14 protein-coding genes are annotated in these 14,987 nt (G+C 38.6%); all 14 read right to left on the bottom strand.

The features are described 5' to 3' along the window. Positions 1 to 36: 36 nt before the first annotated feature. The 14 genes from G0029_RS15625 to G0029_RS15690 all read right to left on the bottom strand — a co-directional run bounded on the left by G0029_RS15625 (position 37) and on the right by G0029_RS15690 (position 14,977). A complete protein-coding gene (locus tag G0029_RS15625; RefSeq protein ID WP_227591838.1) occupies positions 37 to 1,239 on the bottom strand; it encodes an oligosaccharide flippase family protein in 1,203 nt (400 codons plus the stop codon). Further along, entirely contained in the window at positions 1,232 to 2,287 is a 1,056-nt protein-coding gene (locus G0029_RS15630) for an N-acetylneuraminate synthase family protein (RefSeq protein ID WP_180110080.1), read from the bottom strand. The genes G0029_RS15625 and G0029_RS15630 overlap by 8 nt, the downstream gene beginning before the upstream one ends. After that, positions 2,284 to 3,912 carry a cytidylyltransferase domain-containing protein gene (locus tag G0029_RS15635; RefSeq protein ID WP_180110079.1) on the bottom strand — a complete coding sequence of 543 codons (1,629 nt, stop codon included), beginning with the start codon at positions 3,910 to 3,912 and terminating at the stop codon, positions 2,284 to 2,286. The genes G0029_RS15630 and G0029_RS15635 overlap by 4 nt, the downstream gene beginning before the upstream one ends. Positions 3,913 to 4,062: 150 nt before the next feature. Beyond that, positions 4,063 to 5,916: a polysaccharide biosynthesis protein gene (locus G0029_RS15640; protein WP_180110078.1), complete on the bottom strand. Its 1,854-nt coding sequence runs from the start codon at positions 5,914 to 5,916 to the stop codon at positions 4,063 to 4,065. 55 nt (positions 5,917 to 5,971) lie between these two features. Then, the gene (locus G0029_RS15645; protein WP_180110077.1) at positions 5,972 to 7,147 is read right to left on the bottom strand and encodes a DegT/DnrJ/EryC1/StrS family aminotransferase; all 1,176 of its coding nucleotides are present in this window, start codon (positions 7,145 to 7,147) and stop codon (positions 5,972 to 5,974) included. A 35-nt stretch (positions 7,148 to 7,182) separates the two neighbouring features. Further along, complete coding sequence (locus G0029_RS15650; RefSeq protein ID WP_180110076.1) at positions 7,183 to 7,839, bottom strand: NeuD/PglB/VioB family sugar acetyltransferase; 657 nt, start codon at positions 7,837 to 7,839, stop codon at positions 7,183 to 7,185. Continuing rightward, the gene (locus G0029_RS15655; RefSeq protein ID WP_180110075.1) at positions 7,836 to 8,441 is read right to left on the bottom strand and encodes a sugar transferase; all 606 of its coding nucleotides are present in this window, start codon (positions 8,439 to 8,441) and stop codon (positions 7,836 to 7,838) included. Before G0029_RS15655 ends, G0029_RS15650 begins: the two co-directional genes overlap by 4 nt. A gap of 153 nt (positions 8,442 to 8,594) precedes the next feature. Continuing rightward, entirely contained in the window at positions 8,595 to 9,134 is a 540-nt protein-coding gene (locus G0029_RS15660; RefSeq protein ID WP_180110074.1) for a serine O-acetyltransferase, read from the bottom strand. A gap of 32 nt (positions 9,135 to 9,166) precedes the next feature. Then, positions 9,167 to 10,306 (bottom strand): glycosyltransferase family 4 protein, encoded by a 1,140-nt coding sequence (locus G0029_RS15665; RefSeq protein WP_180110073.1) that lies wholly within the window; start codon positions 10,304 to 10,306, stop codon positions 9,167 to 9,169. Further along, complete coding sequence (locus G0029_RS15670; protein ID WP_180110072.1) at positions 10,303 to 11,397, bottom strand: glycosyltransferase; 1,095 nt, start codon at positions 11,395 to 11,397, stop codon at positions 10,303 to 10,305. The genes G0029_RS15665 and G0029_RS15670 overlap by 4 nt, the downstream gene beginning before the upstream one ends. Then, a complete protein-coding gene (locus G0029_RS15675) occupies positions 11,394 to 12,512 on the bottom strand; it encodes a glycosyltransferase (RefSeq protein WP_180110071.1) in 1,119 nt (372 codons plus the stop codon). Before G0029_RS15675 ends, G0029_RS15670 begins: the two co-directional genes overlap by 4 nt. A 31-nt stretch (positions 12,513 to 12,543) precedes the next feature. After that, positions 12,544 to 13,092, bottom strand: a complete 549-nt coding sequence (locus G0029_RS15680) for an acyltransferase (protein ID WP_180110070.1) — start codon at positions 13,090 to 13,092, stop codon at positions 12,544 to 12,546. Between the two features lie 119 nt (positions 13,093 to 13,211). Then, positions 13,212 to 13,805 carry an acyltransferase gene (locus tag G0029_RS15685; protein ID WP_180110069.1) on the bottom strand — a complete coding sequence of 198 codons (594 nt, stop codon included), beginning with the start codon at positions 13,803 to 13,805 and terminating at the stop codon, positions 13,212 to 13,214. Continuing rightward, positions 13,805 to 14,977: a lipopolysaccharide biosynthesis protein gene (locus tag G0029_RS15690; RefSeq protein WP_180110068.1), complete on the bottom strand. Its 1,173-nt coding sequence runs from the start codon at positions 14,975 to 14,977 to the stop codon at positions 13,805 to 13,807. Before G0029_RS15690 ends, G0029_RS15685 begins: the two co-directional genes overlap by 1 nt. Positions 14,978 to 14,987: the final 10 nt, after the last annotated feature.

Here is a 14,987-nt window from a genome sequence, read left to right on the forward strand (position 1 = left end):
GGCGTAACACACATAAATACACAATTAATCAAAATATTACCTCCTAATATTTTTAAACAATAACAAATATAGTATAAAATTACTTAAAATCAGTGCAAAAGGTATATAATTTAATGAAAAATTACTAAAAACAATCAAAAAAATAAAATAAAAACCTGTAGATATTAGATTATATTTAGCAATATATTTATTTTTAGATATATAAAAATAATAATTTACAATTATTAAATATGGTATAATTAAACCATATCCAATTAGATATAAAATAATTATATTTTTTACACCAATGAAACTATTACCCAAAAAAATAGAATATAAATTCTCCGGTATTGTTGCAGCAAAAATACCTGGAATAAATACTATAGCGAAACTATAAATAGAATATTTTTTTATTTTTTCTAATGAAAAATCATTATTTTTTAACTTTTCATAATAATATGGCAATATTGCTTTATTAATAGCCATTAATATTACTGGCAAAATTGCAGATACTTGTATTGCAGCAGAATAGACCCCCAACTCATGCAAAGAGAAAGATTTATATATTACTACTCTATCAATTTGTCCTTTTACAAAAAAACTTAATTGATGTAAAATTAATGGTAATCCGAAAGAAAAAATATATAATAATCCTAATTTTAACCGATTTTTAGTAATCTTATTTTTATCTGAGAATAATTTTCCCAATACCATACCTGCAATAATGAAAGTTAGAAAATTAGCAACTACTATTGCTAAAATTCTAAATTTAACAGGTTCATTAATGAAAAGTTCTAAAGCTAAAATTGTGAATATAACATTTGTTAAAGATAAAATTAATTGAATTACAGTATATTTATAAGGTTGCTTCTGACATTGTCTTAATGCTAACTGTACGTTTACAAATGATTGAAACATAGCAGCAAGCACAATATATCCCATTATTTCAGCTTTCAAGATCCAGCATAAAAATAATAAAATTAATGATATTAAAATAATGTATAAATATCCAACCTGAACAACTGTATTTAATGCTCTCTTACCATAAAAATAATAATATCTAGCGATCGCACCTTCTTGGCTCAATCCAATAAAAATACCAAATAAAGCTAACCAGATTAAATAATAAGAAAGTTCACCAAATCCCTCTGTACCTAATTTTCTAGTTAAATAAGGTAGCATTAAAAAGGGTAAGCTCCTCGCAAGAAGCTCTCCTATTAAATAAACAAAACTATCTTTAAAAATACTTTTGTTAAGCACTAAACAAGTTCCACTGCAATACTGTATCTTCTTGAATATCAATCAATGCTTTTTTACCTATTAAATCATCAATAAATTTTGGACTAATTCCATGTGCAGGCCGTTTAAATGTTAAATCTTCTGCAGTGATCATTTGACCAGCTTGAATATTTTTACTTGCAACCAAACTTCTTCTTGCATTTCTACGAGCAGGTTCTTCTTCATTTAATGCCGTAAGATCAAAATCACCTAGTAAACTAAACACTCGATCTAAATTATTATTAAAAAGCTTTAAATCTTTTTTATCCATTGCATGATAATGATCATTACCTGGTAAAGTTTTATCATGAGTAAAATGTTTTTCGATAATTTTAGAGCCCAATAATGTTGCAATTTCACAACTACGCATATCTTTAGGCAAAGTATGATCACTATAGCCTATAATATTATTTGGGAAAGCTTTTGCTAAACTTGAGATCATACCCAAATTAGCATTTTCATCTGGCGTAGGATAATTTAATACGCAATGTAGCAATGCTAATGGGTTTTTATATTCATTAATCCAACTCACAGCTTCAATAATTTCATGATGATGACTTGCCCCTGTAGATAAAATAATAGGCTTATTGAATTGACAAATATGCTGAATAAAAGGTTTATTTGTTAAATCTGATGAGGAAATCTTATAAACGTCCATCAAATCATTTAGAAAATTTGATGACTCTATATCAAATGGAGTACTCATAAACTCTATGCCAACTTGGTCACAATATGTTTTAAGCTCTTCCATCTCTTTTTTCCAAAACTTATCATGCTTGGTAAAAAGTTCAAATTGAGATTTTGTTGGTTCTTTAGTTGTATCCCAGTATGCAGGAGAATCTTTTGAAGCAATAGTTTCTGCTTTATATGTCTGAAATTTAATAGCATGTGCGCCCCCTTCTTTTGCTTCAGTCACTAAGCGTTTTGCAATCTCCATACTTCCCTCATGGTTAACGCCAGCTTCGGCAATGATGTATGGGCGTTCTACTGGTGCAAAATCTTTTTTAGCAAATAAATCTAGAATCTTCATATTTTCTCAATCTCATTTTTAATTAAATTAATAACAGTTTTACGACCATTCATAAAATCTGTTTTCCTCATCAATGCTGACAATTGTTTTCTCTGTTTAAAATCAACAGCTAAATTTTTAAATGTATCTAGAATTTCATTATCATTTTGATCAGATCCTAAGCCCATATTGATAAACCCATTACTGAAAGAGGCAAAATAATGCGTCAACTCTCTTGAGTTTTGAGCTAAAACTATACATGGAATACCCAGTGAAGCGACCTCATAAACAGTTCTTCCTGCTGATGTAAAAATGATATCGGCATCTAACATATGGTCAGAAATGTTTTTTACATCTCGAAGTATAGTCACATTAGAAAAGCTTTCCAGTGTGTTAAATTTATCGTACCCTATTCCTGCTATTATTTTTATTTCAATATTATTTTGAATACAATATTCATAAATAGAACGTAAAACATGCAAAGTATTATTTAAAGGATCAACACCACCAAAAGTTAATAATACTTTTTCAATTTTATCTGTAATCACCTTAGTTTTTGACAGTAAAAACTCATCTCTTAATAAAAAATAATCTGCTCCATAGTAATGATGTTCATATTCTTTATTTTCAGGATATATTGCATTAAATACTAAATCTGAAACTACTGCACCAGCTCCTAAGTCCTCAAAATTTATAACTTTAGAGCAAATTTTTTTTAAACTAAAAATATATTTTTCATCGGTATCAAGCCGATCATTAATCACTATGTCAGGACTTAATTCTTTAATATCATCAAGAATATCTAAATTTTTCTGGATAGCCACTTTATAATTATATTTTGCTAATACTTCAGCTGCCAAATTACTATCGCTATCAACTAAAAATTGAATTTCATGATTAAGAATATCGTTAGCAATTAAAAGTGAATTGTAGACATGTCCCAAGCCAACAATACTATTTCCAGTTACTACAAAAAGGATTTTCTTCTTTTTTAATAAATACTCACAAATAGCCCAGTCTTGAAATGTATCAATATCTATACTTTCACTATCATCTAAAAGATATAAACTTACTTTTGAACCAATTCTATTATTTTCAGTAACAATATTTCTTCTACTAATAAAAAATCCACCCGTTTCGTTATAAGTCGGTTTCAAATACTGTCGATTTAATCTTTTTTCATATAAAGGTGTATAGGTGTTTTCCTTTTTAGTCCAAGAAAGTGCTGTTGCATCAGATGCCGATAAAATGGTCTCTATTTCAGAATTATTAATAATTTCGGTTAAAGCATTATCTAAACTCTCTACCTTCAATAAAGGAGAAGTAGGCTGCATTGTTATGACTAAGTCATACTTTTTACTTTCTTTTTTTTCAGCATATTGTAAACAACTATATACTACTGGATCCAAAGTTACTGCATCCCCAGCAATTTCCAAATCTCGCTTATGAATCTTTAATCCTAATTTCTTACCTAAACCAAGAATTTCTTGATCTTCACTTGATAAATAAGCATCTAATTTAAATTTGGATTTTTTTAACATGGAAGCAACATAAAATAATAAAGGCTTACCAGCAAGGTATCTTAAATTTTTACGAGGAATACCTTTAGACCCACCTCTTGCAGGAATTACAACTAAAATATGCATATAAATTTATCTTTACTTCAATTCCATTATCATTTAAATACTACTAATCATAGTATTTCATTAGTGGATAAGTTTACCATCTCTAAAAATAAAAAAATTATAAAAAGTTACATTATTGACAATTTTATAAAGCATTAATCAATAGTTAATTTAAATTGATTTCTTATACCCATCAACATACTTAACAAATATATTCAATAATTTAACATAATCATCTGTACAATCTTCAAAACCATCTAAACTATTAAATACGGAAGAAATATCACCAAAATCATAAAAAATTTCATAAGACTTTAAAATCCTTTCATGACCAGTTTTTTCAACATTTTCAGAATCAATTAACAACTCTTCATACAATTTTTCACCCGGCCGTAAACCGGTAAATTGTATCTCAATATCACCTATACCATTTTCATCTATTGCTCGAAAACCACTCAAACGAATCATTTGTTTGGCCAAATCCACAATTTTAACCGGTTCACCCATATCCAATAAGAACACATCACCGCCAGTACCCATTGCCCCTGCTTGAATCACCAACTGCGCAGCTTCAGGAATGGTCATAAAATAACGCGTAACTTCTGGGTGCGTTACTGTAACAGGCCCGCCTTGAGCAATCTGCTTTTTAAACAAAGGGACGACAGAACCTGACGAACCCAGTACATTACCAAAACGCACAATACTGATTTGGGTGTTTGGATGTGTCGATGCCAAACCCTGACAGTAGAGTTCCGCCATCCGTTTGGATGCACCCATGACATTGGTCGGGCGTACGGCTTTATCGGTTGAAATTAAAACAAAAGTTTCAACATTTTGTTTTACCGCTGCATCTACACTACGCTGTGTACCAATGGAAGTATTATAAATACCTTCAAATGGGTTTGCTTCAACAAGTGGTACATGTTTATAAGCTGCAGCGTGATAAACCGTCTGCACTTTGTACTCTTGAATAATACGTTCTAATTTTTGCTGATTGGTGACAGAACCTAGCACTGGAATAATTTGTATATCAGAAGCCTGCAATTCGCGGTCGATTGAATACAAAGCAAATTCAGACATCTCAAACAGCACCAGCATTTTCGGCTGGTGCTTGACGATCTGACGGCACAGCTCAGAGCCAATGGAGCCCCCTGCCCCTGTCACCATCACCACTTTATGTTTAATATTTTTTTCTAACAGCTCAGGCTTTGGCGGTACAGGATCACGACCAAGTAAGTCAATAATATCCACTTCACGAATATCAGAGACTTGGACTTGACCATCGACCAACTGGGTTACACCCGGCAACTCCATAATTTTGACATCTGCTGAATCAAACGATTCAATGATCTCTTTTTTACGGGTTCGACCGACAGAAGGCATTGCCAGCAAAACTTCTTCAATGCCAAATTTTCCAAGTTTTGCTTGCGCTTTTTTGGGTGAATAAATTTTTAAACCACTCAGTGACTGACCTTGTAAGGAGCGCTTATCGTCAATAAAACACACCGGTAAATAATCATCTGAGCGGTTTAAAGCTGCTGCAATTTGTTGTCCTGCCAGCCCTGCGCCATAAATTGCCACACGCTTACGGGTCTGTTTTTTGGCAAAAGTTTTAAGAGTAGCGTAGCGAATGACGGCACGGCTCCACCACATGTATGAAAACAGCATAAAGCCATACATGAGCGGAATACTCATGGGAATAAAAGCGACATTGAGTTTTTTAATCGTGTACAGCGCCACGATTTGAATAAATGTTCCAACTAAAATTCGCAGCAAATAATCTTCATTAAATGAACGCACAATTGCACGGTAAATACCGAGCAATGCAAAAATCAGAATGCCAACTACACCGACATAAATATACCAAGCATCCAGTCCTTGCATGACCTGAACATTAGGACGTGCCAAACGTATGGCATATGCCAGCCACATCATTAACGGTAAAACACAGATATCCATCAGCACCAAAACGATTTGTTTTTGGCGACGCGGTAATGATGCTATAGAACGGATAAAGTCTTTCACAAGATGCTCAAATGGGGTCAATAAAGCGGATGAGAACGAATATTATACGCGCTTTTCAGGTTAAGATTTTTGCGATCACTGCTTGAATCGCATCCACGGTTTTTTGCAGGCTATGCTCAGACAATGTTGGGTGTACAAGGAACATTAAACTTGTTGTACCGAGCTGTTTAGCTTGCGGTAAAGACTGCGCAGGACGCCAAGGCGTACCATCAAATGCTTTTTCTAAATACACTTCTGAACACGAGCCGCTAAAACAAGGCACATTCAATGCATTGATTTCTGCCATGATTCGATCACGCGACCAGCCGTTGGGTAATGCATCGACATTGACTTGAACATAGCATTTATAGGCTGCATGCACATATTCAACAGATGGTTTTGCTACAGTAAAATACGGACTATTATCAAACGCCGCTTGGATACGCACCATATTGGCATTACGTTTTGCAGTCCATTCTGGCATTTGTTTGAGCTGTAAACGGCCAATCACCGCCTGCATTTCCATCATGCGCCAGTTGGTGCCAAATGAGTCATGCAGCCAGCGGAAGCCCGGTGGATGTTGCTTGTTATACACGCTATCAAAGTTTTTACCGTGATCTTTATATGACCACATTTTTTTCCACAGACTTTCGTCATTGGTAGTGACCATGCCACCTTCACCGCCCGTGGTCATGATTTTGTCTTGGCAGAAAGACCATGCGCCTATATGACCGATGGAACCAGCTGATTTTCCTTTGTACATTGCACCATGCGCTTGGGCACAATCCTCAATCACAAAAAAGCCTTTTTCCTCAGCCAACCGCATGATCGGATCCATATCACACATCCAACCCGCCAAATGCACACAAATAATGGCTTTGGTTTTCGGAGTAAGCACAGCTTCAATGGTACTGCGTGAAATATTCTGTGAATCCAATTCAACATCGGCAAAAACAGGATTGGCACCAGCCGTCACAATTGAACTGGCAGATGCAAGAAATGTCCGTGACGTGACGATCACATCATCGCCTGTGCCAATGCCAAGGGCTTTTAAGGCCAAATCCAGTGCGACTGTGCCATTCGCTACAGCGACGGCATACTGCGTCTGTGCAAATGCTGCAAATTCTTTTTCAAACTCACGGCACTCTTGTCCTGTCCAATAATTGACTTTATTGGATAAAAGGACCTTTGACACCGCATCTGCTTCAGCTGAGGTGAAACTTGGCCAAGGCTCAAATGCACTGTTTAACATGGAATTTTCCCAGTCTAAAAATCGAGTTTAAAAATCTATTTTGTAGTCACAATTCGGGCAGGATTACCCACCACGGTGACGCCTGCGGGTACACTTTTGGTCACGACAGCACCCATACCCACAATCGCACCCGCACCAATCACTAAAGGCTGATCAGGTGTGCCCTGCTTAATCATCGCACCCGCGCCAATATAGGCATGCGCATGTATATGAATATTGCCGTTGCATTTTACGCCTGGCGCGAAAGTAACGAAATCCCCAATCACACAATCATGCTCGACATAACTGTATAAATTGGCATGAAAACACTTGCCGATTTTGACATTGGAGCCAATGCTGACAAAAGGACTCAAAGCAGAACCTTCAGCGAATTCAATTTGATCCATTAAAACCACATGGTCAGCAGTGATCGACCAAAGCTGAATGCCATCCGCTTCTAAACGCTGAGCAATTTTTTCACGCACACGACTATTGGCAATCGCAATTTGCACGTATTTTTCAGAAGAAAATTCATTGAGAAACGCTTGGTAATTCATGGCACGATGACCATTGACCGAAGCAATGTCTGTTAAAGCATCATCGATAAAGATCATTTCAGACGCATCACCTTGACGTGCCAATTGCTGACGCGCGACAGGCATCAGGCTACGCCCACAACCTGAAGCTCCGTAAATCGCATAGAGTGTTGTCATTTTTTTTGTTCCGGTGTGCCGGTAAATTTTGTCATGGTTGCCTCGCCTTCAGCACTGATATCATCTTTGGCGATCACTTTTTTCACGGTTTTTAGCATGATTTTAAAATCGAGCCATAAAGACTGATTTTCCACATACCAAGTATCGAGTTCAAACTTTTTTTCCCATGAAATGGCATTGCGACCATTCACTTGAGCATGTCCTGTGATGCCCGGACGCACGTTATGACGCTTGGCTTGCTCACGATTATAGAGCGGTAAATATTCCATCAACAGTGGTCGTGGTCCGACAATACTCATATCGCCTTTAATCACATTCCACAGTTCAGGCATTTCATCCAAACTGGTGGCACGGAGCATTTTTCCGAATGGCGTCAGACGCTCACTGTCAGGTAATGGATTGCCCTGCGCATCAAGTGCATCTTTCATGGTGCGGAACTTTACCATTTCAAACGGCTTGCCATGCAGACCCGGACGCACCTGACGGAATAAAACAGGTGAACCTAAATTCTTTTTCACCTTATAAGCCACTAAAGCATAAACAGGAGACAGCAGCACCAGCGCAGATGATGCGATCACAATATCCAATAAGCGCTTTAACATGGTTCACTCTTAAGATTAGATGAAGATGGGGGAATGGTATCCATTTCTAGCAATGATTATACCCTGTTCGAGACCATCAGATTTGTAAAATATTTCAACCGTCAAAGGGACTCAAGTAGTGCCCATTCCAAAAGATCCCGAAAATATAGTCGTTTAGAGATCGGTCCAACGACGATTGACTGCATGACCTGGGTTATTCATGCTGATAACTTTCGCGTAGTTTCCTACCGCAGTTGCATTTTCAGGAATGTCTTTCGTCACAACGCTGCCCGCACCGATAGTGGCATTATTGCCAATTTTGACATGCTCAATGATGCAAACATTCGGCCCAATATAAACATTGTCACCAATTTCTGCAGCTTGACGGCCGCCATTGGCACCAATCGTTGTAAATTGCGATAAATTTACATTATTGCCAAGCACAGTCGTAGGGTTAACAACTAGCGGCCCGCCATGACCAATAAACAGACCATATCCAATTTGAGTTGTGGTATGAATATCTATGCGGTAATGCTTTTTTTTATAATAATAAATGGGATAAGCCAACTTCGCCCAAAACGATTTTGCACTGGCCAAACGCAGCCAAAATGAAAAATTAAAGCCGCGATTAAATAAATAAGTTTTTAAAAATGATTTAAAACCAAGATTGCCCGTATAACGGTATAAATCACTTTTTATATATTTTAAGGTCATCTGGATCGCCTCTTAAATTGGGTAAATCGCCTTTAATGAATATCCATTTCAGCCATCATGTGCTTATTCACTTGATGCACATCATATTTATTCAGCGCAATTTCTCGCGAACGCTGTCCCATATACTCAATCAGTTTTGGATCTTCAATAAAGTATTGCATGCATTGCACCAAATCATCTACAGACTTCACTCCGACCAAATAACCATTCACACCGTGCGATACCGTTTCACGACAACCTGGTGCATCGGTGGTAATAATAGCCCGTCCCATAGCCATCGCCTCTAATACCGTACGTGGCGTGCCTTCACGGTAGGATGGCAATACATATACTGAACTTTGGGCAATAGCCGGTCTGACATCACTGAGTTTCCCCCAATATTTGAGGCGACCATCGGCAATCCACGTATCGAGTTCTACTTGCGAAATGGCAGATGGATTGTCATCAATCCAACCGACCAAATGAAATTCCGATTCAGGATATTGTGCTTTGATGATGCGCGCCGATTCAGCGTATTCGCGCACACCTTTATCACCCAAAAGCCGTGCAATAAGTAAAAATGAGGCTTTAACTGTCCCCACATCATTTTGCGGTAAGGGCAAGACATCAAAGTCTTGCACATTCACCCCTGAACCATTCACCACCACCGTCGGCTTACTAGCATCCAGTAAGTGCATGTCTTGGAACAGCTTTAAATCGTCTGGGTTTTGGAAAAAAACTTTGTCGCTACGTTTGAGCGCTTGCGCATATAAGCCATGCACCAGTTTTTGAAATAGACTGCGCTTACCCGCTTCTACATTTTGAAAGGCATAACCCAGACCAGTAATTAAAGCAAAACGATGCGGCACTTTCGCCAGCCATGACGCGAGCGTGCCATAAATCACAGGCTTAATCGTATAGGACAGTACGTAGTCAGGCTGAATTTGACGGATATTCTGATAGAGATGTTTTAACAGTTTTAAATCCGACAGCGGATTGGTGCCTGTGCGCTGCATGGGAATTTCATGCAGATAATAGCCAAGGGCTTGCAGTTTTTGCTGTTCTTCAGGGAATGATGCGAATTCAGGCGCCATAATATGAATTTCGTAGCCTTGTGCATGAATAGCTTCCAACAGTTTCCCGCGGAAATTTAAAACAGAAGGCAAAAAACTGCTGATCATCAGAAATTTCAACGGCTTTGCTCCCAAACTTGCATATATTGCTGACTCACTTTCTCAATACTGAAATGTGCTTCTACGCGCTCACGCACGGCTTGTTTCAACTGCAATTTTTCATCATTGCTTTGCTGCACATAATTTAAAATTGCTTGCACCAATACAGCCGAATTGCGCGGCGGTACAATTTCGCCAAGCTCTTGCACAATATATTGCGCATCACCAACATCGGTACTAATACAAGGCAAACCCGATGCCATTGCTTCCACCAACACATTCGGAAAACCTTCGGTAATTGAAGTCATGAGGAATGCATCAATCGATTGATAAAAAGCAGGCATATCTGAGATTTGATCCAATAAATGGACTTTTTGACTATCCAATTGATATTGATCGAATAAAGCCTTTACTTCAGGATTCTCTAAACTCGCTCCGCTACCTGCAATTTTAAAGATGATGTCTTGATCCTTGAGTAAGCCCATGGTTTCAAATAAATAGGGGTAGCCTTTGGCCGTGTGATAACGCCCTGCAAAACCAATCACGATTGGTTCATGCAATTGGGGATTAGGCTGAAATTTATCGAGAAACACGCCATTGGCAATCACTTGGCTATTGCCATTTTTAAAGCCGAAGGCCTGATGCTGCTGCATAGACGAATGCGCACAATAAATAATAGCACTAGGTTGCTGTGATAGTATTTTACTTATGCCCAAGGCAATCTTGGTGCTGATTGATTCATCTTTAGGAGAAGCAAGAGAATGATGAATACCCCATACGACCTTTGGTTTTTTCGCTAAACCAATAACACTCATACTGGTCAATGCATTGGCATGGTACATCCAGCATTGCACCGTTGCGGGCTGTAGCTTTTTGAGTAATGCGCGCAGCTGACTCACCGTACTCAGCGTATTTAAACCATTCCAACCGAGCGCATAATGCGACTGACAACGCTCTAAAGTACTTTGATACACCTCGGAAGTTTTCATCAGTGCAATGATCACGTGCTGATAGTCATGTTCAGTTTGCTGAATTAAGCGTGCCAACATCATTTCGGCACCCCCCACGCCTGCAAAGTTGGTGATCACATGTACCATCAAGGGTTTGCTCATGCCGCCGACTCCATCATTCGCAAATACTGCTTGAGCACGGTTTGCTTATGAAACTGCTGAATATGTGATTCAAAATCAGCATCTTGATATTGCACATAATCTGCAAATATCGCTTGCTGCATCGCTTGGGTTAAACCTGCCTGATCATTACATTCAACCAATAAACCAAACTTAGAGTTTTCTAGAATTTCCATTGGTCCACTTGGACAGTTGGTACTCACCACTTTCACTTTAGAGGCTAAGGCTTGAATAAGTACACCCGGCAAGCCTTCCCAATTCGAGCTTAAAACAAATAGCGATGCATATTTAAAATAAGCGTATGGATTGGCATCAAAGCCCGGCAAATCCACCACGTCTTTTAAACCCAATTCAGCAACTAAAGCCTCAAACTCTGCACGCAGTTCGCCCTCACCTAAAATCAATAATCGGGTTTCAGGATGCTGATCATGCAAGGCTTTAAAGGAGCGGATCAGAAAACCAAAGTTCTTTGCTTCAGTGAGACGCCCCACTGCCAAAATCACTTTATGGTCATCATTTAAAAATTTGTGTGTGACTGGCGCTTTGAGTTTTTCAAAATAGGCATCATCCAATACAGGGTTATAAATCGTGCTCAGATTATTATTTTTATAGCCATAATATTCACGAAAATCGGCTTCAACCCCTTTGGAAACACAGACCACTTGCTGTGCCATGGGATAAGTCCAATTCACCAAAGTTTTCAGCAAAAATTTGGCAAGACCTTGCAATTTTAAGTTTTTGGACGGCGTAGATACTTCACGGAAGATTAATCGCGTTTTAACACCTGCGAGTTTTTTCGCAATACCTGCCACAATATTGGTGTGGGTTTGCGTTGCGACTAAGCAGTCGTATTGCTCAGCTTTCATTTTTATTTTTAAAGGCGTGATGCTATTCATCACCCGACCGCAATTAAAATTGACCAACTCAATTTTCGGGCTGACTTCAGGAAAAAGTTTAGCTTTATCACCTGTGACATCACACACGCCCAAATGAATATTCAGACCTTGTTCTGCAAAGCTATTGGCGAGTTGAATGACTGTACGTTCTGCACCGCCACCGCCCAAGCTTGGCAAAAAGAACATGACTTTATTCAACATAATCAAACCTAAATTTTAAAATGGGAGAATATTAATGCGGTGTTTTTGAGGCTTGAATCGCCATGGCACGCTCAACACGCTCACGATAATCCGTGATACCTGCCAGCTCACTATCACTGGCACAGGTGCTTTGAATTTTGGCTTGATAGTCGACAAAACTGGATACCACTTTGGCAGGTACGCCAATCGCCACACTGTGATCAGGAATGTCTTTGGTCACCACCGAGCCTGCGCCAATCACCACGTTGGAGCCAATGCTTACACCCGGCATTACAATAGTATTGACCCCAATAAACACATGCGATCCCACTTGAATTGGTGCAAAGCGTTGGTAGCGTTTACCTTGCGCATCTTTGACTAAACAGGTACTGCCATCATGGGTAATAAATTTCACTCCTGAAGTGACCGTCACATGATCGCCAATACTGACCAAGAACGGTTCCGAGCCCCAACTTTTAATATAGATTCGGCAGTTTTCCCCGACTGTCACACCTTTCTTACGTGCATAAGCCACACTGCCTTTTGCCATAAAATAAGCCAAATCAAACAGCTGTCGAAAAGCAGAAACCATAAATGACATACACAATACCTGAATGAGGCGAGGCAACTTAAAAGGAGGAAAATAAGTCAGCTATTTTACGCTGAAAATCCACTTTAGGATATGGAAACCGCAGTCACGATGCAGGATGAAAAATAAGATCAGAGCGATTTGATTTTTTTGGCAGGACTACCGACATAGACACCTGATTCGTCCAAAGGTTTCGACACAAGGCTGCACGCGCCAATCACCGAATCATTTGGAATTTTCACACCATCAAGTACCGTCACCCGCGCACCCAGCCAAATATTTTCGCCTAAACTGACCCCTTGTTTGGTAATCGCATCTTTCACCAACACATCAGGTTCACCAAATTTATGATTGCTGGCAATGATGATACTTTGCGTACCAATACGGGTGTTATCGCCAATGCTCACACCGCCACAGCCATTGATAAATGACTTAGAGTTAATACTGACATCTTTGCCAATCGACACCTTGCCACCAAAGCACTTGATGTAACAACTTTCACCAATAAAACTGTTATCCGCGATTTCTAAGCTTGCGCCTTGCTCGACAATTAAACTGACATGATCGCCAATATAAACATTCTGACCAATCTTCACTTGTCCACTAATTTCGACCGTACAAGCTTTACCGAAATAACGAAATTTCGTGCCAAAAGCCAGGTTATAAAATTGCTGACGGCATTGTGCAGTGAACCAATTCATCAGTTTTAACAGTTTAAAAAACATCAGCTTTTGTTTCTCCACACCACATACAAAATGGCAAAGTTATAAATGATCAGTGCTACAGGCACCGCAAGCAACATATATACTTTATCAGCAAAGACTGCATAGAAGCCTGCAAATAAAGCGAACTTAATCATGAGTTCTACGATTTGCAACTTAAACAGCACTTGGCTATTGCGCTTAGCAATCAGAAAAGCTGAGCTTGGCGGATTACAGAAAATCGCCCAATAGCCCAAAGCTAAAATTTGGAAATAGCTCGAAATACCCACCCATTCACTGCCAAAAACCCATAAATATAAAGATTCAGGCAATACAAAGACCAAAGCAAATAATGGCAGTGAAACCAGACTGAGTAGTACACTCGCCTTTAAAGCACTTTGATTGGAATCCGTGGTTTTAAATTTGCGAATAAAGAACTGACGCAAAGTTTGCGAAATCAAATTAATCGGAACACGCAAAGTCCTTTCGACAATGGCATAGAAGCCCATCGCCTGCACACCGACAAAATGCGACACCACATAGTAAGGCAAATTATGCGAAAAACTATTCAGCAAGGCATGAGGTGTATTGGCATAAATAAAATCTTTGTAATGTTTAAATGCTTGCCAACTCACTTGATACAGTTGATTCTTTAGTAAATAAATCAGCACCGCCACAATCATGATAATCGAGCTGACGTTATAACTATTCACCAAGCTGATCTGCATCACGAATGGCAACGAGAGTTGCACCAACACGACAATGGCACTTCTAAAAATATTTAAACCTGCACAAAAATATTCTTTATGTGCGGAAAATTGATAATTATATAGGCTTTGAATCAGGGTATTGGCAAGCACACCCGTTGCCACAGCAAACGCCATTTCAACATTTAAAATCACGCTGATAACGATGCCACTCATCACAGCGATTACTGTTGAGAATATAGCCCCTTCAAAGATCAGGCTTTTTTTATCACCTTCTTCGGCAACCAATAAAGCTTGATCAAGACGTAAATTCGCCACCGTCGATATAACACTGACTATCGCCAATGCAATCCCGTAAGCCCCAAAGTCAGCAACAGAATATAGGCGTGTTAAAACAGGAAGTGCGATAAATGTCATTATCGCACCGACCAGTAAACTGAGTGTAATCAGTCCAATGGACTGATATTTTGCAAACAGTTTCGCAATCATCTGCTCAAGA

The sequence above is a fragment of the Acinetobacter sp. YH12138 genome (assembly GCF_015218525.1).
GTDB lineage: Bacteria > Pseudomonadota > Gammaproteobacteria > Pseudomonadales > Moraxellaceae > Acinetobacter > Acinetobacter amyesii.